General features: G+C 63.4%; 21 protein-coding genes. 4 read left to right on the top strand and 17 right to left on the bottom strand.

All coding sequences use genetic code 11. The features are described 5' to 3' along the window. Positions 1–52: 52 nt before the first annotated feature. Together AAD018_RS02915 and AAD018_RS02910 are read left to right on the top strand one after the other, a co-directional pair. Positions 53–748: an AzlC family ABC transporter permease gene (locus AAD018_RS02915; RefSeq protein WP_367313632.1), complete on the top strand. Its 696-nt coding sequence runs from the start codon at positions 53–55 to the stop codon at positions 746–748. After that, positions 745–1,080 carry an AzlD domain-containing protein gene (locus tag AAD018_RS02910; protein WP_367313633.1) on the top strand — a complete coding sequence of 112 codons (336 nt, stop codon included), beginning with the start codon at positions 745–747 and terminating at the stop codon, positions 1,078–1,080. Before AAD018_RS02915 ends, AAD018_RS02910 begins: the two co-directional genes overlap by 4 nt. Here the strand turns inward: AAD018_RS02910 and AAD018_RS02905 are convergent. The 5 genes from AAD018_RS02905 to AAD018_RS02885 all read right to left on the bottom strand — a co-directional run bounded on the left by AAD018_RS02905 (position 1,077) and on the right by AAD018_RS02885 (position 5,509). Continuing rightward, positions 1,077–1,664 carry a hypothetical protein gene (locus AAD018_RS02905; protein WP_367313634.1) on the bottom strand — a complete coding sequence of 196 codons (588 nt, stop codon included), beginning with the start codon at positions 1,662–1,664 and terminating at the stop codon, positions 1,077–1,079. The two genes, AAD018_RS02910 and AAD018_RS02905, sit on opposite strands and share 4 nt — an antisense overlap. Before the next feature lies 1 nt (position 1,665). Beyond that, positions 1,666–1,803, bottom strand: a complete 138-nt coding sequence (locus AAD018_RS02900; protein WP_367313635.1) for an aa3-type cytochrome c oxidase subunit IV — start codon at positions 1,801–1,803, stop codon at positions 1,666–1,668. A gap of 59 nt (positions 1,804–1,862) precedes the next feature. Next, positions 1,863–2,342, bottom strand: coding sequence for a hypothetical protein (locus tag AAD018_RS02895; RefSeq protein ID WP_367313636.1), 480 nt, complete (start codon positions 2,340–2,342; stop codon positions 1,863–1,865). 259 nt (positions 2,343–2,601) lie between these two features. After that, positions 2,602–3,630 (bottom strand): MBL fold metallo-hydrolase, encoded by a 1,029-nt coding sequence (locus AAD018_RS02890; protein ID WP_367313637.1) that lies wholly within the window; start codon positions 3,628–3,630, stop codon positions 2,602–2,604. 175 nt (positions 3,631–3,805) lie between these two features. Continuing rightward, positions 3,806–5,509, bottom strand: coding sequence for an acyl-CoA dehydrogenase (locus tag AAD018_RS02885; protein WP_367313638.1), 1,704 nt, complete (start codon positions 5,507–5,509; stop codon positions 3,806–3,808). 51 nt (positions 5,510–5,560) lie between these two features. On the opposite strand from AAD018_RS02885, the gene AAD018_RS02880 reads away from it, so the two are divergent. Then, a complete protein-coding gene (locus AAD018_RS02880; protein ID WP_367313639.1) occupies positions 5,561–6,565 on the top strand; it encodes an L-threonylcarbamoyladenylate synthase in 1,005 nt (334 codons plus the stop codon). A 25-nt stretch (positions 6,566–6,590) separates the two neighbouring features. Here AAD018_RS02880 and AAD018_RS02875 read toward each other — a convergent pair whose 3' ends face one another. The 10 genes from AAD018_RS02875 to AAD018_RS02830 form a co-directional block, all read right to left on the bottom strand. Then, entirely contained in the window at positions 6,591–7,523 is a 933-nt protein-coding gene (locus AAD018_RS02875; protein ID WP_367313640.1) for a type IV pili methyl-accepting chemotaxis transducer N-terminal domain-containing protein, read from the bottom strand. A 198-nt stretch (positions 7,524–7,721) separates the two neighbouring features. Then, positions 7,722–8,519, bottom strand: coding sequence for a hypothetical protein (locus tag AAD018_RS02870; protein WP_367313641.1), 798 nt, complete (start codon positions 8,517–8,519; stop codon positions 7,722–7,724). Positions 8,520–8,552: 33 nt separating this feature from the next. Continuing rightward, on the bottom strand, positions 8,553–8,933 hold the full coding sequence (locus AAD018_RS02865; RefSeq protein WP_367313642.1) for a hypothetical protein: 381 nt from the start codon (positions 8,931–8,933) through the stop codon (positions 8,553–8,555). A 71-nt stretch (positions 8,934–9,004) separates the two neighbouring features. Continuing rightward, positions 9,005–10,063 (bottom strand): dynamin family protein, encoded by a 1,059-nt coding sequence (locus tag AAD018_RS02860; protein WP_367313643.1) that lies wholly within the window; start codon positions 10,061–10,063, stop codon positions 9,005–9,007. 3 nt (positions 10,064–10,066) lie between these two features. Further along, the gene (locus AAD018_RS02855) at positions 10,067–12,154 is read right to left on the bottom strand and encodes a dynamin family protein (RefSeq protein ID WP_367313644.1); all 2,088 of its coding nucleotides are present in this window, start codon (positions 12,152–12,154) and stop codon (positions 10,067–10,069) included. Between the two features lie 168 nt (positions 12,155–12,322). Next, entirely contained in the window at positions 12,323–13,777 is a 1,455-nt protein-coding gene (locus tag AAD018_RS02850; protein WP_367313645.1) for a hypothetical protein, read from the bottom strand. After that, positions 13,774–15,027: a PP2C family protein-serine/threonine phosphatase gene (locus AAD018_RS02845; protein ID WP_367313646.1), complete on the bottom strand. Its 1,254-nt coding sequence runs from the start codon at positions 15,025–15,027 to the stop codon at positions 13,774–13,776. Before AAD018_RS02845 ends, AAD018_RS02850 begins: the two co-directional genes overlap by 4 nt. After that, entirely contained in the window at positions 15,011–15,841 is an 831-nt protein-coding gene (locus AAD018_RS02840) for an FHA domain-containing protein (RefSeq protein WP_367313647.1), read from the bottom strand. Before AAD018_RS02840 ends, AAD018_RS02845 begins: the two co-directional genes overlap by 17 nt. A gap of 60 nt (positions 15,842–15,901) precedes the next feature. Next, the gene (locus AAD018_RS02835; RefSeq protein WP_367313648.1) at positions 15,902–17,830 is read right to left on the bottom strand and encodes a serine/threonine protein kinase; all 1,929 of its coding nucleotides are present in this window, start codon (positions 17,828–17,830) and stop codon (positions 15,902–15,904) included. 240 nt (positions 17,831–18,070) lie between these two features. Next, positions 18,071–18,622: a YqgE/AlgH family protein gene (locus AAD018_RS02830; RefSeq protein ID WP_367313649.1), complete on the bottom strand. Its 552-nt coding sequence runs from the start codon at positions 18,620–18,622 to the stop codon at positions 18,071–18,073. A 93-nt stretch (positions 18,623–18,715) separates the two neighbouring features. Between AAD018_RS02830 and AAD018_RS02825 the strand changes: the two genes are divergently transcribed. Then, positions 18,716–19,501 carry a protein-disulfide reductase DsbD domain-containing protein gene (locus AAD018_RS02825; RefSeq protein ID WP_367313650.1) on the top strand — a complete coding sequence of 262 codons (786 nt, stop codon included), beginning with the start codon at positions 18,716–18,718 and terminating at the stop codon, positions 19,499–19,501. On the opposite strand, the gene AAD018_RS02820 is transcribed toward AAD018_RS02825, so the two are convergent. Further along, positions 19,498–23,079, bottom strand: a complete 3,582-nt coding sequence (locus AAD018_RS02820) for an efflux RND transporter permease subunit (protein WP_367313651.1) — start codon at positions 23,077–23,079, stop codon at positions 19,498–19,500. The two genes, AAD018_RS02825 and AAD018_RS02820, sit on opposite strands and share 4 nt — an antisense overlap. A gap of 3 nt (positions 23,080–23,082) precedes the next feature. After that, positions 23,083–24,534, bottom strand: a complete 1,452-nt coding sequence (locus tag AAD018_RS02815) for an efflux RND transporter periplasmic adaptor subunit (RefSeq protein WP_367313652.1) — start codon at positions 24,532–24,534, stop codon at positions 23,083–23,085. Positions 24,535–24,536 lie beyond the last annotated feature (2 nt).

Raw genomic sequence — 24,536 nt, 5'->3', positions numbered from 1 at the left:
GTCTTGGGGTCGATATTCAGTCGGTCATGTCACGCCAGACTAAGGTCTTCGGATGACCGTCACCACCTCGAAATCGGCCTATGCGTTGGGTCTTCAGGATGGCTTTCCGTTCATCATCGCCGTGATCCCCTTCGCCGTCCTTTTCGGTGTGGTTGCGACCGAGGCGGGGCTCGACCTTTTGCAGGTTCTGTCGTTCAGCGTCGTGGTCATTGCTGGGGCCGCGCAATTCACTGCGCTTCAACTGATGATAGAGGAAGCGCCGACCCTCATAATCCTGGTGACGGCACTTGCCGTGAACCTGAGAATGGCAATGTATTCGGCATCTCTCACGCCCTATCTGGGCGACGCGCCGCTTTTGACGCGGGCCTTCGTGTCGTATTTTCTAGTCGATCAGAGCTATGCCTGTTCGATCGTTCGGTTTGAGGAAAATCCCGAGTGGAGTACGGCAACGCGGGTCTCCTACTTCTTCGGAGCGATCACCCTCGTTTGCCCAATGTGGTATGTAATGACCGTCGTCGGAGCCTTGATTGGAACGTCCCTGCCGGAATGGCTCGCGCTGGATTTTGCGGTGCCGATCACCTTCCTGGCACTGATTGCGCCGATGCTGCGGACAATTCCGCATCTGGCGGCGGCTGTCACGTCGATCGTGCTGGCGCTGGTCTTTGCCTTTTTGCCCTATAATCTGGGACTTCTCATTGCGGCCGTCAGCGCGATGGCGATCGGAGCGGAACTGGAGCGGCGTACGTGATCGCCGATGATGGCCTTGTCTGGACGGTCATCTTCGCGCTCGGTGCGGGTAGCTTCCTGATCCGGTTTTCATTTCTGGGCATCGTGGGCAGACGGCCCTTGCCCGAATGGCTGCTGCGCCATTTGCGCTATACGGCTGTGGCTGTTTTGCCGGGTCTGGTCGCACCGCTGATCTTCTGGCCTGAGGCGACCGGGGGAGAGCTTGATCCGGCGCGGCTTCTCGCGGCGGGCTTTACGGTGATCCTAGGTCTTCTGACGCGCAATATTCTGGCGGCGATCATGGGGGGCCTGTCGACGCTTTACATCGTGCAGATCGCCCTGCGCCTTATCTAGCGCGGCGCTTCGATACCTTCGGCGATGTCGCGTTCGTAGAGGCGGCTTTGGATGCCCGGAAGCTCCGCGAAGGCGCGGTGAAGGCGCATGGGGAACCATGTGCGGGGCAGACTTTCGAAGCCGGGAATGTCCTGAAGGATGTCGGTCACGGATTGCGCGCAATGGGCTTTTGGGACGGCGCCATAGGCCATTGCAGCTTGCATAATCTGCTCAGCGGTTTGCGGCGGAACGATGAGCGTCTGGGACAAAAGCTCAAGGTTTTCATTGGTATAGAAGGCGATATACGTCTCGAGCATCGAGTCGGTCATGCCGAAGATGACGTCATTGCGTTCGGCAAAGGATGCATGCGCGAAATTGCCAGCGGGATCAAAGACAACGCGCTGGGAGCCGTTTATGAGAAGCCCGGTGTGGGCGCCGGAGCCGTCGCGGCCGCGGGCGGTGAAGAGGGTGATCGAGGTGGGGCCGGGGTGTTGGTAGACGGCCCGGGACACGACGTCGTCGCTGGCCCAGCGGGGTTCTGCCCCACCGCAGGCCGCAAGCAAAAGGACGCCGCAAAGCGCCGTCACCGCACGAAAGCCGGTCATGTCAGGAAGCGAAAAGCGCCAGGAAAACAAGGATACCGACGATAATTCCGACGCTCCACATGGTGAAGCTGACGAAGCGTTCGAACGTCTTTTCCTGCTCGGTGATGTCCATCTCACCTTCTTTGTAATCGTCGGCCACGGGTCAGGCTCCTTGAAAACGGGTGTTGCAGAGGTCTCTAGACGATTCCGGCAGCTCTGTCACGCCGTTGAAACGTCATTGTTTTCAGATAGTTGCTCTTCTTCCAGCTCTTGAAAGAGACGAAAGCCGATCCGGTTGGGTTCGGCAGCATCGATATGTTTAGGCAAGGCGCGGAGCGTCACGTTCATCTGGGTGACATGCTGGATCATCTGGGTCTTGGCGCCGGTTGGATCAGTGCCGTAGTAGGTAACGATATCGGGGTCGAAATAACCCATCCCCTCGATCTTGAGGGTGCCGCTGGTGGAGCCGACAAAGCCCATGGCCAACTCGTGCTCGTTGTCGAGAGTTTCCTCGAATTTCTTGATATAAAAGATAATTCTTTCATAGGCCCAGCGTGCGGGGCTTTTCTTTTCGGCGGATTTCTTCAGCTTTTCGGGCACGTCGGGGCATTGCCCTTCGGGGGTGACATGCACCTCCCGAATCTTGGGAATAGCGTCGGCTTCGAGGGCTTCGGCGGAGGTTTGGATCGGGCTGGTCATGGGCGCTCCGGCTTGGGGTCGGAAGGTCAGTCTAATGGAGTGTTGCGCGGCGGGGCGAGGGCGAAATTGTCGCTTCGGTATCCGGTCGGTATCGCGTCGGTATTTGGTCGGTGGATTTCCTGGTGCTTTTACCAATTCCTAAGACACCGTCCGGTAGTCTCGGCCTTGATCTTACGAACGAATTGGAGGCGCCGAATGAATCTGAACAACACATCACCGCAACGGGTGTTACAGGGATCTGTTTCTTAGCTTGCGACAATCAGCCGGTGATACGCTGCCAAAGCCAGGTTTCGTCACCAGTTAACGTTCTGGTCACACGTCCCGTGGCGAGGAGGTGGTTGAGATGCGCGACCGCCTCGGCCAAAGCAAGGCCGTATTCACCGCCTTTGATCTCGCGCTTGAAAAGGATGGGGAAGCAGTCGGCGGCGCTGTGCGGCTCTTCGAGAAAAAGCGCGAGCCGGTCGAGAGCGTTCTCGTGGTTGTCGATGAGTTGCTTGAGCCGGAAGGGAAGTCCGGTGAAGGGAAGCTTGTGACCGCCGAGGACAAGGTGATCGTCTTGCGCCAAGGTCGCGAAGTAGCGGCAGGAGGTGAGCCATTCGTCGAGAGGATCGGCCTCGGGCTCGTTCGGGTGGACGCCGATATTGGGCGAGATCGAGGGGAGAAGCTGATCGCCCGCGAGGATCAGGTTATCCGTCTCGGACCAGAGAACGGCATGTTCGGGGGCGTGACCATGGCCGATCTCAATCCGCCAGGTGCGGCCTGCCGCCTCGACCCGGTCGCCTTGCTGAAGGCGGCGGAAGCCGGGCGGGAGGGGGGCCACGGCGTCGGCGAAGTTGAAGGGGCGGGAGGCAGCGCGGTCCTCGTAGATGTCCTTTGCCATTCCTGCGCGGCGGTAGAAGGTCAGGGCTTGCTCGCTAGGGCGGTCCTGCTCGTCCAGCGTCAGCATCCGGGCGTAGAGCCATGAGGTGCGGGTGGTCCAAAGCTCGGTGCCCTGCTCCTGAAACCAGCCGGCGAGGCCGATATGATCAGGATGGTAATGGGTGACGATCAGGCGGTGGACCGGTTTGCCTGCAAGCGGGCCGGTGAGGATGGCGGTCCAGAGGTCGCGGGTCTTTTGCGAGGCGAAGCCGGTGTCGATGATCGTCCAGCCGTCCCCGTCATCGAGCGCGTAGACGTTGACGTGATCGAGCGCCATGGGAAGCGCGAGGCGGAACCAGAGGATGCCGGGCGCGACCTCGATCCCGTCGGGGCCGGTGGGGGGCGTGTCCCAGTGGTAATGGATGGTCATGCGAAACCGACCAGGGACGAAAGGATCTGTGACGGCGCTGCAATGCGGTGAGGATCGCGCCCGGCCCGAGGGTGGGTGCATCGCACCCGCCCTGGGGGGCGGGTCGGGTGCGATCCGGGGCTGACGCCCCGGAAGAAGCTATGAGCAGATGAGCCGGATCTCACCCGAACCAAAATCACGCCGCCAGATCGTCGTTTGTCAGGGCAAAGATCGCGTCGGCTCCGTCGCGGGTCTGGGCGAGAAGCGCCGTATGCTCGGGCAGGAGGCGGCGGATGTAGAAGGCGGCGAGGCGCTGGCGGCTGTTGTCTCCGTGCAGAGCAGAGGCGAGGTGATAATGCGCGCCAAGGATCCGGGCGAAGGCCTTGAGATAGGCGGTCGCGCCGACGAAGCGCTCGTTTAGATCCGATTGCCCGACCAGCCACTCGGTGGTCTCGCGCAGGGATTCGGCGGCCTGCCAGACAGCCTCTCCCAATTCCTTGTGAGTCTTGCGGGCGTGTTCGGCGCAGTCGATGACCTCGTCGATCAGGCGGAAGGCGGCATCGCCCCCATCCATCAGCTTGCGGGCGACGAGGTCCATCGCCTGAATGCCATTGGTGCCTTCGTAGATTGCGGTGACGCGGACATCGCGGGAATATTGCGCGGCGCCGGTTTCCTCGATGAAGCCCATGCCGCCATGGACCTGGACGCCCTCATGGGCGACCTCCATGCCGACCTCGGTGCCGAAGGATTTGGCGATCGGCGTCAGGAAGGCGGCGCGGGCCTGCCAGTCGGCGTCATCGGTGGCGGTGGCCATGTCGATCGCGACGGCGCAAGACAGGTTAATGGCGCGGGCGGCGTAGGTGTCGGCCTTCATGGCCGAGAGCATGCGGCGCACATCGGCATGTTCGATGATCGCGCCGGTGCCGGGCGCCTTGCCTTGCTTGCGGTCAACGGCATAGGCCAGCGCGTGCTGATAGGCGCCTTCGGCGACGCCGACGCCCTGGACGCCGACCCCGAGGCGGGCGTTGTTCATCATGGTGAACATGGCGGCCATGCCCCTATGCGGCTCGCCGATCAACCAGCCCTTGGCCTCGTTATACTCCATGACCGCGGTCGGGGATCCGTGCAGGCCCATCTTGTGCTCGAGGCTGACGACCTTGAGATCGTTGGCGACGCCCGCATTGCCGTTCTCGTCGGGCAGGCGTTTGGGCACCATGAAGAGCGAGATGCCCTTTGTGCCCGGCACGCCGTCCGGCAGGCGGGCGAGGACGAGATGGCAGACGTTTTCGGTGAAGTCGTTGTCGCCCCAGCTGATGTAGATCTTCTGGCCGGAGATGCGGTAGGTGCCGTCATCGTTCGGCTCCGCCTTGGAGCGGAGGGCGCCGACATCGGATCCGGCCTGCGGTTCGGTCAGGTTCATGGTGCCGCACCATTCGCCGGAGATGAGCTTGGGCAGGTAGAGGTCCTTGATGGCGTCCGAGGCGTGATGCTCGAGCGCCTCGATCTGGCCTTGGGTCATCAGCGGGTTAAGCTGAAGCGACAGGCAGGCGGACGACATCATTTCGTTCACCGCCGTCGTCAGCGTCATCGGCAGGCCCATTCCACCATATTCGGGATCGGCGGACATGCCGATCCAGCCGCCCTCCGCGATGGCCTGATAGCCGTCGCCAAAGCCCTTGGAGGTACGCACGACGCCGTTCTCGAGCCGGGCGGGGTCGGTGTCGCCATTGCGCTGAAGAGGGGCGAGGATCTCTTCGCAGAGTTTGGCGGCCTCGGTCAGGATCTGATCGGCGAGTTCGGGCGTTGCCTCGGCGAAGCGGTCGGTCGCGGTGACGCGGTCAAAGCCGGTGACATGGTCCATCAGGAAGCGGAAGTCTGCAACGGGGGCGCGATATGGCATGGTTTGTCCTTCGGACGGCGTGTAACTACGGGGCTTGACGAGAGGGTAAAGATGGACAGCGACCCCGCAACCGAAACGCAGCGTCATAGCTCCGCGACGCTGGGGCTTGGGCCGGATGATGCCGGTCTGGCGCAGGCTGTGGAGATCCTGCGAGACGGCGGTCTGGTCGCGTTTCCGACCGAGACGGTCTACGGGCTGGGCGCGGATGCGCGCAATGGTGAGGCGGTCGCCCGGATCTACGAGGCGAAGGGGCGGCCGAGCTTCAATCCGCTGATCGTCCATGTGGCGAGCCTTGAGGCGGCGGGTGAGATCGCGGAGCTGGGCGGCGCGGCGAAGGCCGTGGCGCGGGTGCTGTGGCCCGGGCCGCTGACACTGGTTTTGCCGGTGAAGGAAGGCTCCGGTCTGTCATCACTGGTGACGGCGGGACTGGCGAGCGTTGCGGTGCGGATGCCAGCGGGCCGTGTGGCGCGGCGGCTTCTGGAGGCGTTCGGCGGGCCGATTGCGGCGCCGTCAGCCAATCCGTCCGGACGGATCAGTCCGACGACGGCCACCCATGTCTTTGCCGGTCTGAGCGGAAAGATCGATGCCGTGATCGATGGCGGGACCTGCCGTGTTGGGCTGGAATCGACGATCATCGATCTGAACGGGACGCCCCGGCTCTTGCGCGCTGGAGGGGTGCCGGTCGAGGAGATCGAAGCGCTTTTGCGTCTGCCGCTGGTTGCGCCCCTTCCCGGGGAAGTACCGACCGCGCCGGGGCAGCTTGCTTCGCATTACGCGCCGAAGGGACATATGCGGCTGGAGGCGGAGAGTGCCGAGCCGGGAGAAACACATCTGGGGTTTGGCCCCGTGGCAGGCGATCTGACGCTGTCGGCGACCGGAAATCTGACGGAGGCGGCAGCGCAGCTCTTTGACTGTTTGCATAGGCTCGATGCGATGGGGGCGGAGCAGATTGCCGTGGCGCCAGTGCCCGATGAAGGGCTGGGCCGGGCGATCAATGACAGGCTGCGGCGGGCCGCAGCCCCGCGCGAGGAGGAGGCGGTCAGCGCCGCCCGCTGAGAATGCGGCGCCGTGTTCGCATCATTCAGAGCGCCCGCTTTGCGAAGTTTGTATAGAGCCAGACGACGGAGTTCATGTCTCTCAGCAATATATTGAGCTCATCAAAGATCTGTTCGGTTTCTTTGGCGGTGAGCGTTCCGCCTGCTGCGAGGCGATTGAGTTTGACTTTGGTGGCGGTCCATTTTTCTTCCACTCGCGCAAGACCGGCCTCGATCTCGGGCGTTGGCGGAGGCGCGATATCTTCCTCCGGTGCTCCGGTCATGAGGGCGGCCAGCGACGTTTCGAACAAGGACATCGTGGCTTTCAGGTCATCGGTCGACGCCTGTGCGATGTCCTCGCTCCACAGGTAGCAGGCTTCTTTGGAGATCTTCTGCGTGAGCATGCGTTGCCGGCCCGATAGATCGATGAGCCGCGCATCGGAGCGACGCATCTTTGCCGGATCCGAATATTGTGCTGACATCTCGCTCACCAGATGCTGCGCCTTTTCGAGAAGAGCGAGGTTGCCCGAAAAGATTGCATCCAGATCTTCGGTGGACAAACCACTCAGTGTGATCGTCTCAGCGGCCTGCTTGATCGGGCCCCATTGCTCGCGCAGATCGGTGATCGCGAGACGGGTTTCATGGCGCTGCTCGGTACCGATGATATTCAGATCGGCATTTCCAAACTCCAGAGCGCTAATAATGACCTCGAACTCGAACACGGTAGAGGCGAGGATCTGCTTGGCCGCAGCTGTCTTGTTCCCAGCGGACAGATTGCAGGCCGCCGCTGCGATCCTTTGGGATAGCATCCGAAGCTTGCCCGAGAAATCGACACGCTCGCTTCCCCCGATGTCATGGGGAACTGGCATCTTCGCGAGAGGCAAAGCCGACCGCTCTGCCGAGATCGGGGTGGTCACAAGCAGGATCGCAAGTCCGATTCCTGTTGCGGCCCGAGGCTGTCGGGAGCTTGGAAAACGCATATGATACTCCCTGACAGACGACCTGAAGCCTGCGGGGCAGGACGGCGCGGATCCTTTCTTCTCGTCGTTTTTCGTCAGGATTGAGATGCGACGGGTGCAGCGCGATGGCCTATCGTTAAGATTGTCGCTTTCTTCAACGTGCTCAATCTCAAGAGGACCCTATGCTGAGACCATGGTCACCGTGCCGGGCGTCTTCCTTTACCCTTGGGTTTCCGACCATGCCGAGAGAATTGACCCGATGCTGCCGGAGGGAAAGACGAGCACTGCCGCTTCGTCTGCGGTTTCGGCGAAGGCGACCTGAACGGCCCCGTCGGCGGATGTCCCGCACATCATCAGGCGGGCCTCCGGCAGGCCGCGCCGGATCCCCGAAATGCCGAGCGCGAGCGCCGGTCCGGTCGATTGGAGGATCGTTTTGAGCTGAGGGCCATGGGCGGTGCTGCCCGTTTCCTCAATCTTGCCGTCGGGCGTGCGGCGGAGAGACCCCTCGAGATGGCGGCCGCAGATCTGAAGAAACGTGCCCAGAGGCGAGCCCGGTTCGGCATTGAGATCGACGGACCAGGCTTGCGCCAGCGACTGGACGGAGAGGCCGCTTTCAACCTGGCTGCCGGGGCGTTCGGTTTCGGCGGTTTGCACGGTCAGCGGGCCGGAGGCATTCTCGAAGCGATCAACGAGGGCCGTCAGGGCCGCAAGCTGCGCCCGGTCACCGCTTTCGAGCGGTACCATGATCAGCTCTGTCGTCTCGGCTGTGGCGATGTCCTCGCTCGTCTCGGCGATGCCGAGAAGGCGGCGGCCTGCGACGAGGAGGGAGAGCGTCGTTCCGGCGCGGCGGAAGACGAGCTTTCGCAGGAGGACCGTTTCGTCGATTTCCGTCAGGAGCGCCTGAAGCGGCGGGGGAATGACGCCGCGAGACAGCACGCGGGCGCCATCCTCGCGGTATTGCGTCGTTGTCGCGGCGAGAGCCGCGAGTTTGCGCGCGATATCGTCATTTTCTTCCATGGGATCAGACCCGGCCGGAGGTGAAGCGCCGCATCATCCCACCTCGCCGCTGCTGATGCGGTCGAGGCTGGGCCGCGCCTGGGCCAGGAGGCCCGCGGTATCGACCTCGGGGCTGCAAAGAAGGCAAAGCAGATCGGCCGGTTCGGCCGTTGCCCGGAGAAAGAGATTGATTCCATCTGGCGTTGCAACGACGGCCGTGTCGGAGACGTCGCCGGTGACAGAGAGCGCGGAGGTGCCGCCCGCCCCTTCGAATAGCAGCGACGCCTCGGCGCATAACGCGTCGAGCGCTTCCTGGCGCAGGATTTTCCGGCTGCTCGTGACAAGGACCATCCGGGCCGACAGGTCCGCAAAGGCGATGGCGCTGCATTCGGGGAACTGCTCTCTCAAGCTGTCAAGGTCGTCCGATATGCTCATGGATACCATTACAGAGGGGGTCTACTCCCCTCGCATATGTCAAACGGACGGCGTTTGAAACCCCGGCCCTGTCACCTGTCGTTGGAGGCTGCTTCGCTGTCGTCTTCGGATCTGGTTTCGGCAAATGTGGACCGAAGGCCCGACAGCTCTGCCGATGGGCGTTGCGGGCGTTCGCGAGGGGGCTCTTGTGCCTCGGCGCCGATCTTGAGAGCGCCGGCGGTATCCTCTGACTCGCGCCGGGGTCGGGCGGTTCGCTCGCCGGTTGCGCGAACGCGGCGGGGCGTGACGATATCCTCCTCGCGGACGGCTTTGAGCGCGCCGGGCTTGGACTGCTTGAGCGGCTGGATCCGGCGGGTTTGCGTGGGGGGCAGCCGGGATTCTGGCGGCTCTGCCGCGTAGAGGGGGGCGACGCTCCGCGAGACAACCTCCGTCAGGCGCATCACCAGATCGATGAGGTGGTCGGCGAAGGCGTTGGCACCGCTGGCCGCCCATTTCTGCTCGTCCTCGCCAGCGGCGAGGGCTTGGGTCAGGGAGATCGGGAAGACCGCTTCGAACAGGCCGTCGGTCTCTCGTTTGACGCGGCCCAGGACGCGGTTGCGGTCGCGGTCGGTCAGAAGCTTGTCCCAGCGGGTTATGAGCAGCGCGCTGCGGGCGCGGACATTGACTGGCATCGTCTCCCAGACGCCTGCCTCGCTTTGGCGCCAGGCTTGGGTCGCGTGGGTGCACCAGAGCACGGCATCCACTTCGGACAACATGCGCTGCCAGACATCGGCGGACATGTTGGGGTCGGAAATACCGGGGAAATCGATCAGATCGCAGACTTCGAGGATGTCAGCCTCGAGAAAGAGGCGGATGACGCGCGTCTCCTCGACCGGGATTTGCCCGATATCGGAGAGCGAGACCTCGTATAGCTCGCCGTCGACAGTCTCGCGATAGGCCGGATCGTTGCCATGGGCGATCCAGACGGGAGACAGGCGGGTCGCCGTGACCTTTTCGGGCAAAGGGCGCGCGCCGAGAAGGAGGTTCGAGAGGGTGCTTTTGCCGGCGCTGAACTCTCCCATCAGGGCGATGCGCGGTTTGCGCTTCCTGCTGGACGTGTCCGCGATGGTCTGCATCTCCGTATCGCTCATCGATCAGGCCTCGGCTTGTTCTTCGGCCTGAACGCCGCCCAGTTCCTCGTACATGATGCCGAGAAGTTCGTCCCGCTCCTGCTGGGCGGTGACGCCGAAAAGGCTGTTGAGCTCGTCCAAGCTGACATCGGCCTTGTTGCTGATATCCATCAGGATTTCGCGCTGTTCGTCGATGAAATCGTTCAGGACCTCATAGGCGGCCTGGCGAATTTCCTCGGTCTGTTTCTGCTTGAGCTCTTCGACGATGGGCGAGGTTTCAGCTTCGATCAGCTCGTAGAAGCTTTCGGCGAAGGCGCGGTAGCCCTTGCGGCGCTGCCACCAGCCTTTCCACCACGCCGTCTGCAGATCGAGCGCGATGGTCTGGCCCAGCGAAACGGGTGCGGGAACGGGCGGAGCGCTGGGGGGAGAGATCGCGAACCCTTCGACCGAGACGCCGCAGACGTCCTTGTAGGTCGCGGCGGCGTCGAAGGCGGCTTCGGAGAAGACCTTTTCACAGGTGGCTGTGTAGTTGCGGCGGAGCACCTGATAGCTGGAGCGCAGGAGCATCCGAAGGCCGTTGGGGCTGTATTGCCACAGCTCGTTCTCGCCATGGGTTTCCAGATGCGTGATCAGCGATTCGAGCGCGCGGTCGAGGAAGCGCTTGTGCGACTGATCGATCCGGCTGGAGAATTGCGCGAAGACAGTATCGAGCCGCTCGTGCAGGACCTTGATGGCGTTCGCCTCGATCAGGTCGAGCCGCTCTTTGAGCGCGGTCTTGTCCAGCGGGGCAATCGTATCGCTTTCGAGCCGCATGGAGACGACCTTGGACGACGTCATGAGACCGTTGACCACGTTGAGCGCGCTCTTGCGCACGTTTTCCAGCACGTCGCGGCCCGGCCCTTCAATCACGCGTTCGGACAGCGCGTCGAAGAGGTGCGGGATGCCGGAAAGCTGCCAGACCAGCTCGGCGGGCGAAAGGCTGGCGGCGGCATCGCCGAGCATGACCTCTGCCCAGTTGAACATCGCATTGGCGCTGTCATCGACGATCTCGTGCAGGTCGCCGGAGACGGCCATATTGGCCCAGTAGGCGCTGCCGAAGACGATTTCCGGGTTGTCCGGACCGTCATTGGCGGCGAGCGTTTCGAGGATGCTTTCGCGGATCTCAAGGATCTGGGTGCTCGGCTCTGACAGCTCGTCGATCCGGTTGACGAAGATCACGACCTCGCGCGCCTTGATGTTCGAGATGAGACGCATAAGCGCCATGTCCATCGAGGTCAGCGCCTGGTGGGCGGAGAGGACCACGACGCAGATGCGGCTGTCGCGCAGGGCGTTGATCGTCACCTGCTCGCGCATCATGAACGTGTCGTTCACACCCGGGGTGTCGCGGAAGCAAAGCGGGATCGGGAATTCGTCCTGCTCGAGATAGAGGTCGGCGGACTTGGTGATGTCGGCGAAGCGGCCCTGCTGGTCGCGGATGCTTTCCTCGTCGAAATCGTCGCCCATGCAGACGTAGCGCTGGACGAGCGCCTCGTCGATATGGCCGTAATCGTGTTTCTGACCGAGAAGGAGTTCGAATTTACGGCCCAAACGTTCCTTGGTTTTTTCGCGCATATAGGCGATCTGCTGGCGGACCTTTTCAAGCTCTTCATCCGCGCCGGCGCGGCTCGACAGCTCGCCCAGGCGGCCACCGTTTTCGACAAGGTGATCCCACTCGTTCCGGTCGAAGAACTGGAAGGACGCCATCGGGCTGTCCTCGGATTCGGGGGCGTTCATGTGCAGCGAGGTGACGACCGAGGTCCACGGGTTGACGTCCGCAGGCAGGAAGTCGGGGCGACCGATCATGGCATTGACGAGCGAGGTCTTACCCGCCTTAATCTGGCCGATCATCGCGATACTGGGCTCGATGCTTCTGAGGGTCCGCGACAATTTGCGCGTCTTCTTCGACACGTCCTCACCGCCGATTTCGGCAATCGTGCTGAGCGTATCCTCGAGATCGGCGATCTCGGCGCGGAAATCCTCGAGTTTATCGAGCCCAATCGACAGCAGAGCTGTCTGCGGCTTGGCCTTCGGCTTTACGATATCCATCGCTTGTGGCTGGCTCAGGTCTTTCATTTTCTGCTCCATCCTCGATCTTAGTGGCAAATGGCCTACCGATTCGTGAACGACGAACGACAAAACCTTGATCAGCCCGGTTAATCGCCTCTTTTTTCAAGAAAAACAAGGCTTAAACGTGGCAAGATTATGTCTGCGCGGCCATCCGCGTCTTCTGGGACGCAACGTTCAGGCGGCCAGCCGCGACTCGAATTCGCGCTTCATCTGCAGCAGGACAGCGAGTGCTTCGACCGCTGCATTATCCTCTTTTTCGATCTGCATCAACTGGAGGAGGTCGGCAGCATCGAACGACATCTCGGCAGCTTTCGCCAAGGCAGGATCGTCATGCATGCCGAGCATGCCCAGTTGATCGACCAGTTCATTCGCGATCTCGATCGTCTCGTCGATGATCCATTTCGGCGCGGCCGGTCCCATCTTGGGGAGTTCCTCGGCCAACTCCTGCCCCTTGTTCGCCAGATAGCCCACCGCCTTTTCGAAGGCTTCGCGGGTCTCGGGATGCAGTTCAACCACGTTGGAGGGGGATGCATCTTCCTTGGTCTCGGCGGCGACCTCGATTTCAGGGGCCGGTTCGTCCTCGGGCTCAGGCTCCGGCGCCGGCTCTTCGACCGGTTGGGCGACCTGAACCTGATCGGCGATGCGCAGCAGCATCCGAAGGTCCGACTTTTGACGCGGGCGTCTGCGGGTCCGGGGATCGAGCGTTTTGCTTTTCTCCTCGTCCGCCTCAGGCTCCGGATCCGGCTCGGGCATCGGGGTTGCCGCCGCCGGAGGCGGTGCGGGGGTCGGAGCGATCGCCCGGGACAGGGCGTCCTGATACTGGCGCAGCAGGATGCCCGCATTGTCGAGGGCCGACTGCCGGCCCTGTTCCACGATCCGGAGGATGGCTCCGATCAGGGCGCGCCCCCCGCTCGATGTGAGCTTGGCTTTGTCGACAGATCCGTCGGGCGCGCGGGCGTCCAGTGCCTGAAGCGTCGCAATCGGATAGATCCCCTGGAAGTCTTCGGCCGCTGTCGCGCCGAGATCGGCGAGGCGGTCCTGCAGGATGCCTGAGGATGCAAGCTCATCGGCCTTGCTGATAACGAGGAACGCGTGGTCTTTGATTCGGTCCGGCATGGTGGACCAAAGCTCTTGTTCCTCATGATCGAAGGCCTGGGAACACCAGATCGCGATATCGGTGCGGCGCGCGGCCCAGCCAAGGGCGCGGCGGCGGTCGGAGATCTCCGGGCCCATGACGACCTCGAGCACTGAGATCTTGTCGAGCGCAGGAAGCCGCATTTCGAGGCGAACGAAGACGGGCGCACAGGCGGCGATCTCGCCTGCATCGATGGGTTCGATGACCTCTTCGGTGCCGTCGCGCAGGGTGCAGATCGCGCGATTGCGCTCGCCCCGGACGACCCAGAGGCTTGGCAGGCGGATGCCTTCGGGAACCACGGAGGCGCCGGTCAGGAAGTTCGTCAGCGTGGATTTTCCGGTGCCGGGCAGGCCCATGACCGACAGCCGGACAGGGTCCCGCAGGTGCATCAGGTAAAGCTTCGCCTGTTCGGCGACGGGATCAGGAAAGATCCCGGTCTGTATCCCCTTGTCGAGGGCTGCGCAGATGTCCTGTTCGGATCTGGCTGCGCTCATTTAGTTCCTCCGGCCACGCGCAGCGGGGCCTCTTCGGACTGGATGACGTCCTCGTCGCTTACCGGCTCGTCACTCGCCGATGTCTCCGCGGCCGGAGCCTCGGTTGCTTCGGTCGTCGGTGCAGGTACAGGCGCATCGCCGGAAGCGGCTGGCTCTTTGGACTGGACTTCGGTGCTTGCCTCGGCCTCTGCGGGCTCGGGCTCTTCAGCGGCATTGTCGCTTGCGGCCTCTTCTTTCGCCTCGGGCGGGGGGGCCGAGACGGGAGGGACCTGGATCGGTGGGGCCTTGCCGGTTGGCTCTGATGCGTTGGAGGCAAAGACAGGCGGGGTCTGAACCTTCCGCTCGATCGGGGCCTCGGGATCGACCTTGATCGCGACCTCGGGCGTGACGAGACGCGTGGTTGCGGCGCTGGCCTCGACATAATCGATGGGCTTGGGCGCGACCTTTTGCTCGGTCGGTTTCATGTGGTTCATCTTGATGACCGAGAAAGAGATATTGTCCTGATCGGGATCGGCCAGACCATCGAGCGCCTCGAGCAGGTAGCCTGCAATCTCCGCGCTGCGGCGGCGACGGTAGCGGTGGAGGATCTTCTCGATCTTGGCTTCCTCGAGATATTGCAGACCGTCGCTGGAGACGACGACGATATCGCCCAGCTTGAGCTCGAACGGCTTTTTCGGGCAGTCACTGCGCGCGACCTTCTCACCGAGAATGACCGAGGTCAGGCAGTTGCGGTCCGGATGATTTTTACCAGTTTCGGGATCGAGCAGGCCGGACTGGACCATGAAGTCGATCTGAGGGGCCATCGAATGGTCCTCGTTCAGTTGGCTCATCTTGCCGCTGCGGTAGTGATAGAGCGGGGAATCCCCGATCGACATCCAGTACATGCGGTTCTCGACCAGAACGAGGGAGACGAGCGTGGCGCCCATCCCGCGCGTTTCGGGATTTTCCTGAACGTGGCTGCGGACGCAATCATTCGCGATCGTCGCCGCCTCGGTCATCATGTCCGGGATTTGGTGTTCCAGCTGGAAGAGGTTCGCGCTTTGGAACTTCAGCTCGCTGAAGACCTCGGTCACGACGATCTTGCTGGCCACATCACCGGCGGCATGCCCTCCCATACCGTCGGCCAGGACGGCCAGACCGGTATCGGCACCGAACGGGAAGTCGGTGATGATGGCGTCTTCTTGGTAGTCACGTCCGCCCTGGGCTATCGCCGAGGCGACATCAAAGCGGGGTTCAGGCGATCGCCACATCGTCGCTCTCCTTGGAGTCTGGCTTGTCGGACCAGTTGAAAGTCTCGTTGCAGAGGCCGACGAAACGCAGCGTCGTGTCCCCGATTTTGATGGAGTCGCCGTCGGTCAGCGGTTCGGTGCTGACGACGGGGGCATCGTTCAGGCGAACGATGTTCGATTTGCCGCCATGGCCGAGCAGAAACTTGTGCGTTTCCGAATCGTAGACGATGGCAGCGTGGTTGGTACGCGAGATGGCGGTATCGCCAAAATCAAGCTGAACGGTCTGATCTTCACCGCGTCCGATCTGGCTCATCCCGGAATAGAGCGCGAAGGATTCGCCGCGGCCAGGACCATCGGTGACGACGACCCATCCGACCGGGAAGGTCGCGCGCTGGGTGACACGGACGGTGCTTTCTGGATCGAAGAGATCGACGACATCGGTCGTGGACTTTTCGAACCCGATGAGACGTGTCTTGGCGCGGCCCGGCCTGCGGCGGCTGCGGCCTGCAATGGGTTCGGGAATGCTGACGGTATCCTGCGCAGACGCGGCCGAGGTCGGCTCGGGCAGGGCATCGCTTTCCTCGCCGTCCATGTCCCAGATGTTGACCGGGGCGGGCGCGACGGGTGCGGCAGGCTTGTCGTCCTGAACTTCGGCGCTGACCTTGCCGATGACCTCGGTCGACTTCTGCTCGCCCACGAATGGCGGGATTGTCGTGTGCGGAGGCACGCGAACAGTCGGATGAGCCTGCGGTTCGAGCCGACGCGACATCGCGCTGTCGTCGACATCCTTTTTGGGCGACGACTTCTTGGCGATCAACTGGCGAATGAACTTCATCGTTACATCTCCTCTGACTGAGCGGGGTCGGGACGTGATCTTTGGGGATCCCGGACCATACTACTCAATAGCGCCTTTCGGAATATTTAGCGACGCCACCCACATGGAGCCCTCGCGTTGAACTGCAAAAGTAAGCCGGTCGAGCGAGGACGAGAGTTCGCGCTTTGCGATGGACTCGACCGCTTCGGGCTCGGTGATCCGACGATTAGTCGGCATGTAGGCGACGAGAACGTCCCCCACGGCAAGATCGGTTTCGATCCCTTCTGAGAGGGCCGTGACCGTTGTGATCCATGTCTCCCCGTCGAAGCGCGATTGGAAGCGCGCTGCGTCGTAGATGGAGGTTTCGTAGACCACCGGCAGGACGGTGTCGTTCGACAGGGCCTGCCCGGAGGGGTCCTGAACGCCCAGTTTGACGGACGTCTCGGACTGGTCCGCGAGGGCGATCGTTTCTGCAATCGCGGGGGCCAGCGGGGTGTTGTTGCCCAGGGCGATCCCGTTGAAGGAGACGATCCGCTGCCCGACAGATGCCCAGTCCGGAGCAGAAGCACGCAGTTCGGACACCACATTGTCGCCTGCAAGCTCGAACGGGAGGACGACGCCCCACCTGCCCTCGATAGGAGATGTCGCGGGCTGCGGCGCAGCTGCGCTGGCGTCCGGTTCGGGGGCCAGGATGGTGATGGCCGACTGTTCGGGCGCGGCCTGGCTTGACGCCGCCTCGGGTTCTGCAGCCGGGGCGGGTGCGGGCGTGGCGGGAGCGGGTTGCTCTATCGCGGCAGCGTCGACGGGAGCGGTTTCGACGGCAGCCGGGGCTGGAGCGGATTCGACGGCAGGGGCAGGCTGGACCGGCGGAGCTTCGCTATCCCCGAACTGGGTCAGGGCAATGCCGCCGATGGCGATCAGCGCGATGGCAGCGACAGAGGCCATGAGAACGGGACGCGGCAGATCGGCGACAAACGCAAGAGGAGATACCTTCTCCGGCTCTGGGGCAGGCTTTTCGGCCTGGGCCTTGGGTGCGCCAGCGTCGGCGGGCTGGTCCGAAGCGAGGGGAAGCACGATCGCTTCTTCCCCGTCCATCATACGGATCCAGTCCTTGACCGATTGTAGCCGCTTCTTGGGAAGAACGGCGAGCGCCTTGTCGATGGATGCGAGGACAGGCTCGGGGTAGTCGTCGAACCGTCCCACGAGAGGCTCGTAGGGGTCGGCGTCGCCCGAGGCGATGGCCGCGAGGCGGGCCTGGCTGTTGGACGGAACCTCGCCGGTGATGACGTGGTAGAACGACGCGCCGAGGGCGTAAAGATCGCTCCACGGGCCCTGCTCGCTGCCAGCGATGTAGAATTCCTGAGGGGAATAGCCGTCCTTGACCACGCGCATGGCAGACAGCACGCGCGTCGCCTTGGTCGCCTGTTCGCGGGCGGCGCCGAAGTCGATGAGGACCGGCTTGCGGTTGTTGTCCAGCAGGATGTTATCGGGGGAGATGTCGCGGTGCAGCATCTCCTGGCTGTGGATGAAGCCCACGGCATCGAGGAGCTGGCGGAGGATATCCTCGATCTCGGCCGGGCTGAGCGGGTCTGACGAATCCTCGATCCGGTCGAGCATGTCCGGACCTTCGACGAAATCGAGCGCCATGTAGGCGGTGTCGTTATCCTCGAACACCTGGTGGACGCCGACGATGTTCGGGTGGTCCAGCTTAGCGAGGCTGCGCGCCTCCTGGACGAAAAGCTTGACGATGGATTTCAGTTCGGACTGATGCGCGCGGGAGCGGGCCTGCACGATGGCGCGGCTGCGGCGGCAGAAGGCACCCGGAAAGCATTCCTTGATGACGATCTTCCGGTCCAGGCTATCACGCGCGAGGTAGGTGATGCCGAAGCCGCCTGCGTTCAGGAAGCACTCGATCGTATATTGCCCATGCATGAGCTTCGTGCCGGGTTCGAGTTCGTCAACGACGTCCTCTGGATCTCCCGACTGATCGACTTTCTGCGCAGTTACCATTTCATATCCAGGTTCTTGAGAAACACTGACTCTGACACTCGTACACCAAGGCTTTCGCGCTTATCGAAACCAAATCAGGCTAAAGCGTGATCCTAATCTGTTTTTTCGACGCCCCTAATACCCGGATTTAGACGGGAATTGTTTGCGATTCCAACACACAAAGCACGTATACGAAGGAAGTGTGACATAAAACTGCGTCGATGCGTTGACATTTTCTCAAAAGTATACCGCGCCCTCAACCTAAGCGTGTCCGGCCTCGCTCGAGAGGAGAAGAGTGTCGATTCCCATCGCGACCAAGGCGGCGTTCCAGCGCTCTTCGATCGGCTTATCGAAAACGAGGTCGGTTTCGGCCGGGCAGGTCAGCCAGTCATTTCGCGCGATCTCGGATTCGAGCTGCCCCGGCGCCCAGCCTGCATAGCCCAGCGCAAAAAGAGCGCGTGACGGCCCCTGCCCTGCCGCAACCTCCTGAAGGGTTTCGAGCGACGCGCTGAGACCGAATGGTCCGGACTTCTCCTCCGCTTCGGGATCGGGGCTGTCGTGGAGCACGAACCCCCGCGCCATCTCGACCGGGCCGCCGAAATGAACCGGAAAGCGGCGCCGCGTCGTCTTGATCCCGAGCGTGTCGAGAACGTCCGAAAACTTGACGGTGTTGGAGACCTTGTTGACGATAATGCCGAAGGCGCCGTCTTCGGAATGCGCGTAGAGATAGATCAGCGATCGGTAGAATCGGGGATCGGACATCGCGGGCATGGCGATGAGAAGAGAGCCTGTGAGATCGGTCGGACCGTCCATCCTTTGAGGATGGCGGGCGCGGCGGGGCCTTTCAAGGGATCGCTCGCCCCATCGTGACTTTATCGTCAGCACAGGCCGTGGCATGGGGACGCAATGACCCGATCTGCCCTCTTTTCCGCCGTTCTGCTGGCTCTCCTGCCGGTCGCTGCTGCGGCCGAGCGCCTGAGCGATGTCGCTGAGCTGGATGTTCTGACTGGTTGGCGCGAGACCTCAGGCCGGCATATCGCAGCGGTGCGGATCCGACTGGCGCCCGGCTGGAAGACCTATTGGCGCGCGCCGGGGGATGCGGGGATACCGCCGGATTTCACCTTCGAGGGCGCGCAGAACATGACCGGCGTGGCGTGGCACTGGCCAATCCCCGACGTCTTTGAGACCAGCGGGATGCGGTCGGTCGGCTATGCGGACCAGGTGGTGCTGCCGGTCGAGATTACGCCCGGCGGGCCGGGACAGATCGAATTTGCAGGATCGGCACAGATCGGGATCTGCAAGGATATCTGCATTCCGGCCTTCTTCGAGTTTTCAGCGATCCTGCCCGATAGCGGGGCGCGCGATGCGTCTATCGTGGCAGCTTTGGTCGACAGGCCGATGACGGCAGACGAGGCGGGCGTGCGGGGTGTGACCTGCCGCTTCTCTCCGCTGGCGGACGGGTTGCGCCTGACGGCGAAGGTCGAGATGGCACCGATCGGAGACGAGGAGCTGGCCGTGGTCGAGGCGGGTCCCGGCATCTGGGTGTCGGAGCCCGATGTGATGCGGTCCGGCGGGACGCTGACGGTTGGGGCCGATCTGGTTGGAGCCAAGGTTCTGGACCGAAGCGATGTGCGGCTAACGCTGCTGGCCGGTGGTCAGGGCGTCGATATCCGGGGTTGCACGGCGGGCTAGGCCCGGCGGCGGATCGTTAGCGCAAGGGCGTAGATCACAACGAGCGACGCAGCGAGGCTGGCGGCAAAGAGGCCGGCGGCCTGAAGGGGCGCCGCGGGCAAGGCTGGCAAGAGGGCGGTTCCCGCAACGAGCGGCGGGCCGAGGATCAGCGCGAAGAGCAGGGCTGCGAGGATTTGCGCGGCGAGAACCGGCCGGGCCGCGCGGGCGGCCGAGGGTCTGCCGATGGCGCGAGAGGCGCGGCGGCTGGCGCGCAGCATCTTTCCGATATCCTGCTGCATCGCCATCAGGGCGGGGACGACCAGAAGAACGAGGAGCATCCCGAAGCCAAGCCCGTAGACCAGCGTGATGACGGTGGGCTTGAGGAACTGCGCTTGCGATGACCGCTCGAACAGGAGCGGAGCGAGGCCTAGAACCGTTGTGAGCGTCGTCAGAAGGACGGGGCGGAGGCGGTCGGCGGCGCCGTCGATGATGGCGGGCAATATCCCCCGATCTTCGGCATAGTCGTCGATCGTCGTGACCAGAACGATGCTGTCATTGATGACGATACCGGTCATCCCGATGATGCCGACCACGCTGAACATCGAGAGTGGCACATCATGCATCCAATGGCCGAAGATCGTTCCGACAAGGCCGAAAGGGATGATCGCCATCACGACGGCGGGCCGGGTCCAGCTGGCGAAGATCCACGAGAGGGTCAGGTAGATCCCGAGAAGGACGAAGATGAGGCCAAGACGCGCATCGGCGAGGAACTCGTCCTCCTGTTCGGAGAGGCCGGAAAGGCGGGTTTCGACGCTGTGGAGCGTTTCAATCTCGGGGAGGATCACCTCTTCGATGCGGCTGGCGATTTCGGCGGCGCGGTCGGCGTTGTCCTCGTTCAGGTCTCCGGTGACCGAGATCAGCTGTACGCCGTTTTCGCGGGTGATCGTGGAAAAGCCGGTGCGCCGCTCGACCGAGACGATATCGGCGAGGGGCACGTAGTCGCCATTTGCGGTGCGAAGTTGGGTGCGGTCGAGGAAATCGGCGGTGAGTTCATCCTCAGGCAGCTCGACCCGGATCGCGCCGGAGCGGGGGCCATCGGGGAAGGTCGCGGCTTCGATCCCGGCGAGGCGGTTGCGAAGGGTGCGGCCCAGATCCTCGATGGTAAAGCCGAGTGCCTCGCCTTGGGCGGTCAGGTTCAAGATCAGCTCGTCCTTGTCATAGGCAAGGCTATCCTCAAGCGCCGAGACTTCGGGAAAGAGGGCAAGACGGGTCTTGAGAGCCTCTGCGGCGTCCTTGAGCGTATCGGAATTGGCGCCGTAGATCTGGACGTCGATGGCGTCGCCGCCGGGACCGCCGCGCCAGGAGCGGAAGGAGATGTTTTCGACCAGCGGAAGGCGGGTGACGCGGTCCTGAAGCTCTCCGGTGAAGGCGAAGGAGCTGTAGGGGCGCAGATCGGCGTCGATCAGCTCGATCGAGAGGCCGCCGAGCAGATCGGCGTCCTTGTTGTCGGTGCCGGACATGCCCCGGCCCGCATTGCGACCGACCTGCCCCATCGCGAAGTCGATGGGGTTGAGGCCGTAGCGTTCCTCGTATTCGGCACCAAGCTCTTCAGTGGCGCGCTGCATTTCGCGCATCATCGCCAACGTGTCTTCTCGGGTCGCGCCGTTCGCCATGGCGAAGTTGCCGGTGATCGAGCCTTGTTCGGGGGAGTTGAAGAAGCGCCACTGCACCTCGCCCGATAGAAACAGGGCGATCTGGCTGGAAAGGACGAGGACGGTTCCGGCGAGGACCGGGTAGCGCGCCCAGATGACGGCGCGGATCAGCGGGCGGAAGGCGCGTTCGCGGGCCCAGTTGAAGCCGCGCGTGATGCGGCGGGACGGGAAGTCGTACCAGTCGCGGCGGAGGGCCTCGACGATGCGCAGTTTGCGGGGGCGCGGCAGGATCAGGAAGAGGGCGAAGGGTGCGGCGAATGCGATGGAGCCTGCCGTGAGCGCCTGTGCGCTGGTCCAGGCCGGGACGATCTGCGGCGCTACCATGTGCAGGACCGCGACAGTGGCGAGGGCGGTTGCGGCGGGGATCAGCAGAATGGCGAGGGCGAGGTTCCAGGGGCTGCCTTTATCTTCGCGCCGCGCGAGGGCGTGGCTCATGTGGTTGGGCAGGATCAGGAAGCATTCGATCAGCGAGGCGATGAGGACCACGATCACCGTGAACGGGATATCGGCGATCAGATCGCCGAAGCGGCCCCCGATCACGACAAGGCCGAAAAAGGCGATGACCGTGGTTAGAGTGGAGGAGAAAACCGGTGTGAACATCCGCTTGGCGGCGTTTTCGGCGGCGGTGACGGGATCCTCTCCGAGCCGGGTGACCCGGAAATCGGCATGTTCGCCGACGACGATGGCGTCATCCACAACGATGCCGAGCGTGATGATCAGCGCGAAGAGGGAGATCATGTTGATCGTCAGGCCTGCCAGCCACATCAGGGCGATGGCGGCCAAAAGCGCGACCGGGATGCCCGCGGCCACCCAGAACGCAGTTCGCGCGTTTAGGAACAGAAAGAGCAGCGTCATCACCAGCGCGAGGCCGACCAGCGCGTTGTCGAGCAGGATCTCGAGACGGCCGGAGATGTATTCGGCGCGCGCCCGGATCAGATCGATGGAGACACCGCTGGGCAGGGTCGCCTGAAGCTCTGCCGCGACCTCTTCGACGGTGCTTTGGATATCTATCGCATCCCCTTGAGCGGAGCGGTCGACGCGCAGGGTGATTGCCGGATTTTTGCCGACGAAATAGGCGTCCGAGCGGTCGATCTGCTGGCCGGACACGAAGGCGACATCGCCGACGGTCAGGGAGGAGCCGTCGGGATTGGTGCGCAGGGTGATGCGCGCGATATCCTCGGCCGTTCTGCGGGCGGTGCCGGTCCGGATCCGTTCAGCGCCGGGGACGTCGCCGGCGGGATCAGCATCTGCTTCGGAGGCGACGGCGGAGGCGATCTCGGCCATCGTGATATCGTTTCGGATGAGCGAAAGAGACGGCACCTCAATGAGGATCTCGGGCGCGGCGATGCCCCGGATCGTTGTGCGGGTGACGCCTGCGGCAAAAAGGCGGGTCGTCAGCTCGTCAGCGAAGCGGCCGAGTTGATCGACGCCGACCGGGCCGGTGATGACGATGTCCGTGACACGGTCGCGCCAGGCGCCTCGGCGGACTGTCGGATCGTCTGCATCGTCAGGCAAGGTGGTCAGCGCATCGACGGCCTGCTGCACATCCTCCGCGCCGCGGGCGACATCCCAGCCCGGTTCGAATTCGAGATCGACAGAGGCGCGGCCTTCGCGGGCGGTGGAGGTAGAGTTTTCAACCCCTTCGACGGCGAGTAGGGCCGGTTCGAGAACCTGGACGATGGCGGCGTCAACATCCTCGGCCCCTGCCCCGTCCCAGGAGACGTTGACGGAAACGCTGTCGACGATGACATCAGGAAAGAATTGCGCCCGCATGTTCGGGAAGGCAGCAAGGCCGCCCGCGACCATGAGGACAAGGAGCAGGTTGGCCAGCGTTCGGTGACGCGTGAAGTAGGAGAGAAGCCCGCCTGCCTTGAAATCCCGCGCCATCCGCTACCCGTCCATCCGCGATTCGATGCGTTCGACCATACGGACCGGCACCTCGTCCGCTTCGAGTTGGGAGAGGGCGCGGGCCTTTGCCTCTGCGGGCATGCGGGGATTGGCCTCGATGAAAGCGACGAGGCGCGCGCGGCGTTCGGGGGTCAAGATGACGGTCGCCGCCTGTTCGGGGGCGGCATCGTCGCGCAGGGGGCGGACCTTGATGCCCGCGCCCAGAAGCGGCGAGCGTTCGGCTACGGCCTCGCGTCCGGCCAGATCCGGAGCGCGGATCAGAACGTCGTCGCCCTGACGCCGCATGAGGGTGACAGCGGCCAGTTCGAGCCGGTCGTCAGCGTCGATCAGAAGGAGCGAGCCATCCGAGCCGAGGGCGGAGGCGGGGATTTGGGCGACATTCTCGAGCGGCGGCTCCGCGATGCGGACGGTCACGAAATCGCCGGGGCGGAAGCCGCGGGTTTCATCCAGACGCGCGAAAAGAAGGCGCCCGGTCTGGCCGTCGCCGACGGCAGCGCTTTCGCGCGTGATCTCTCCGCTCGCGGTCAGATCGACGGCCCCGACATCAAGCGAAGCCTCGACCGGCAGGCCGATGAGCGCGCCGCTGTCATCGAGCAGGCGGGCATATTGGGCGGTCGAGACGCGAAAGGCGACCTCGAGCCGGGTCGGATCGATGAGGCTTCCGATCTGCTCGTTTGCGGTCAGCCGCAGGCCCGGGACAACCTGAATATCGGCGAGCGTGCCATCGAAGGCGGCGGTGAGGGTCGTGTCGGTCAGCGTGCGCTCGGCTTCAGAGAGGTTGATACGCTCGCGGTCAAGGCGGGTTCGCGCCTGATCGAGCGTCGCTTGCGATTGCGCGAGCGCCTGACGGCGGGACAGCACCGCCTGATCGGCGGAGGAGGCGGAGATCTCGGCCGCCTCGATAGCGGCGGTCGTGCCGACGCCGCGTTCGGCCAGATCGCGCTGGCGGTTGAGAGCCTGTTCCTGCAGGCGGGCCTGATCCTGCGCGGCGGCCAGTTCGTCCTCGGCGAGAACCAGACGGATCTCGGCATCCCTGAGCCCGGCCTCTGCGTCCTGCACGTCGGCGCGCACGCGCGACAGGGCCGCTTCGGCCTCGGCGCCGTCAAGGCGGAGGATCAGATCGCCCTGATTGACGGTGCCGCCGTCGAGCGCCTCGGGTCCGGTTTCGATGATCGTGCCGCCCACGGGCAGACGTAGATCGATGGTGCGGCGGCTTTGCACCTCTCCGAAGGCGGTGAGGATGGGAGTGATCATCTGCGGCGTGATCTCGGCCACGTTGACGGCGAAGACCCGTTCCTCGGCCTGACGCCCGGGGCGATCATCGGCCATCTGTTCCTGAACGGCGGATATCACGGTGCGTCCAGCCACCGCAAAAAGCGCGACGGTCAGTGCGAGAAGAAAGACACCTATCAGGCTGCGGCGAAGGAAGCGCATGA

The organism is Aestuariibius insulae (assembly GCF_040783535.2).
Taxonomy (GTDB): domain Bacteria; phylum Pseudomonadota; class Alphaproteobacteria; order Rhodobacterales; family Rhodobacteraceae; genus Aestuariibius; species Aestuariibius insulae.
The sequence above is the reverse complement of the archived record's forward strand: the minus strand, read 5'-3'. Positions and strand labels throughout refer to the sequence as shown.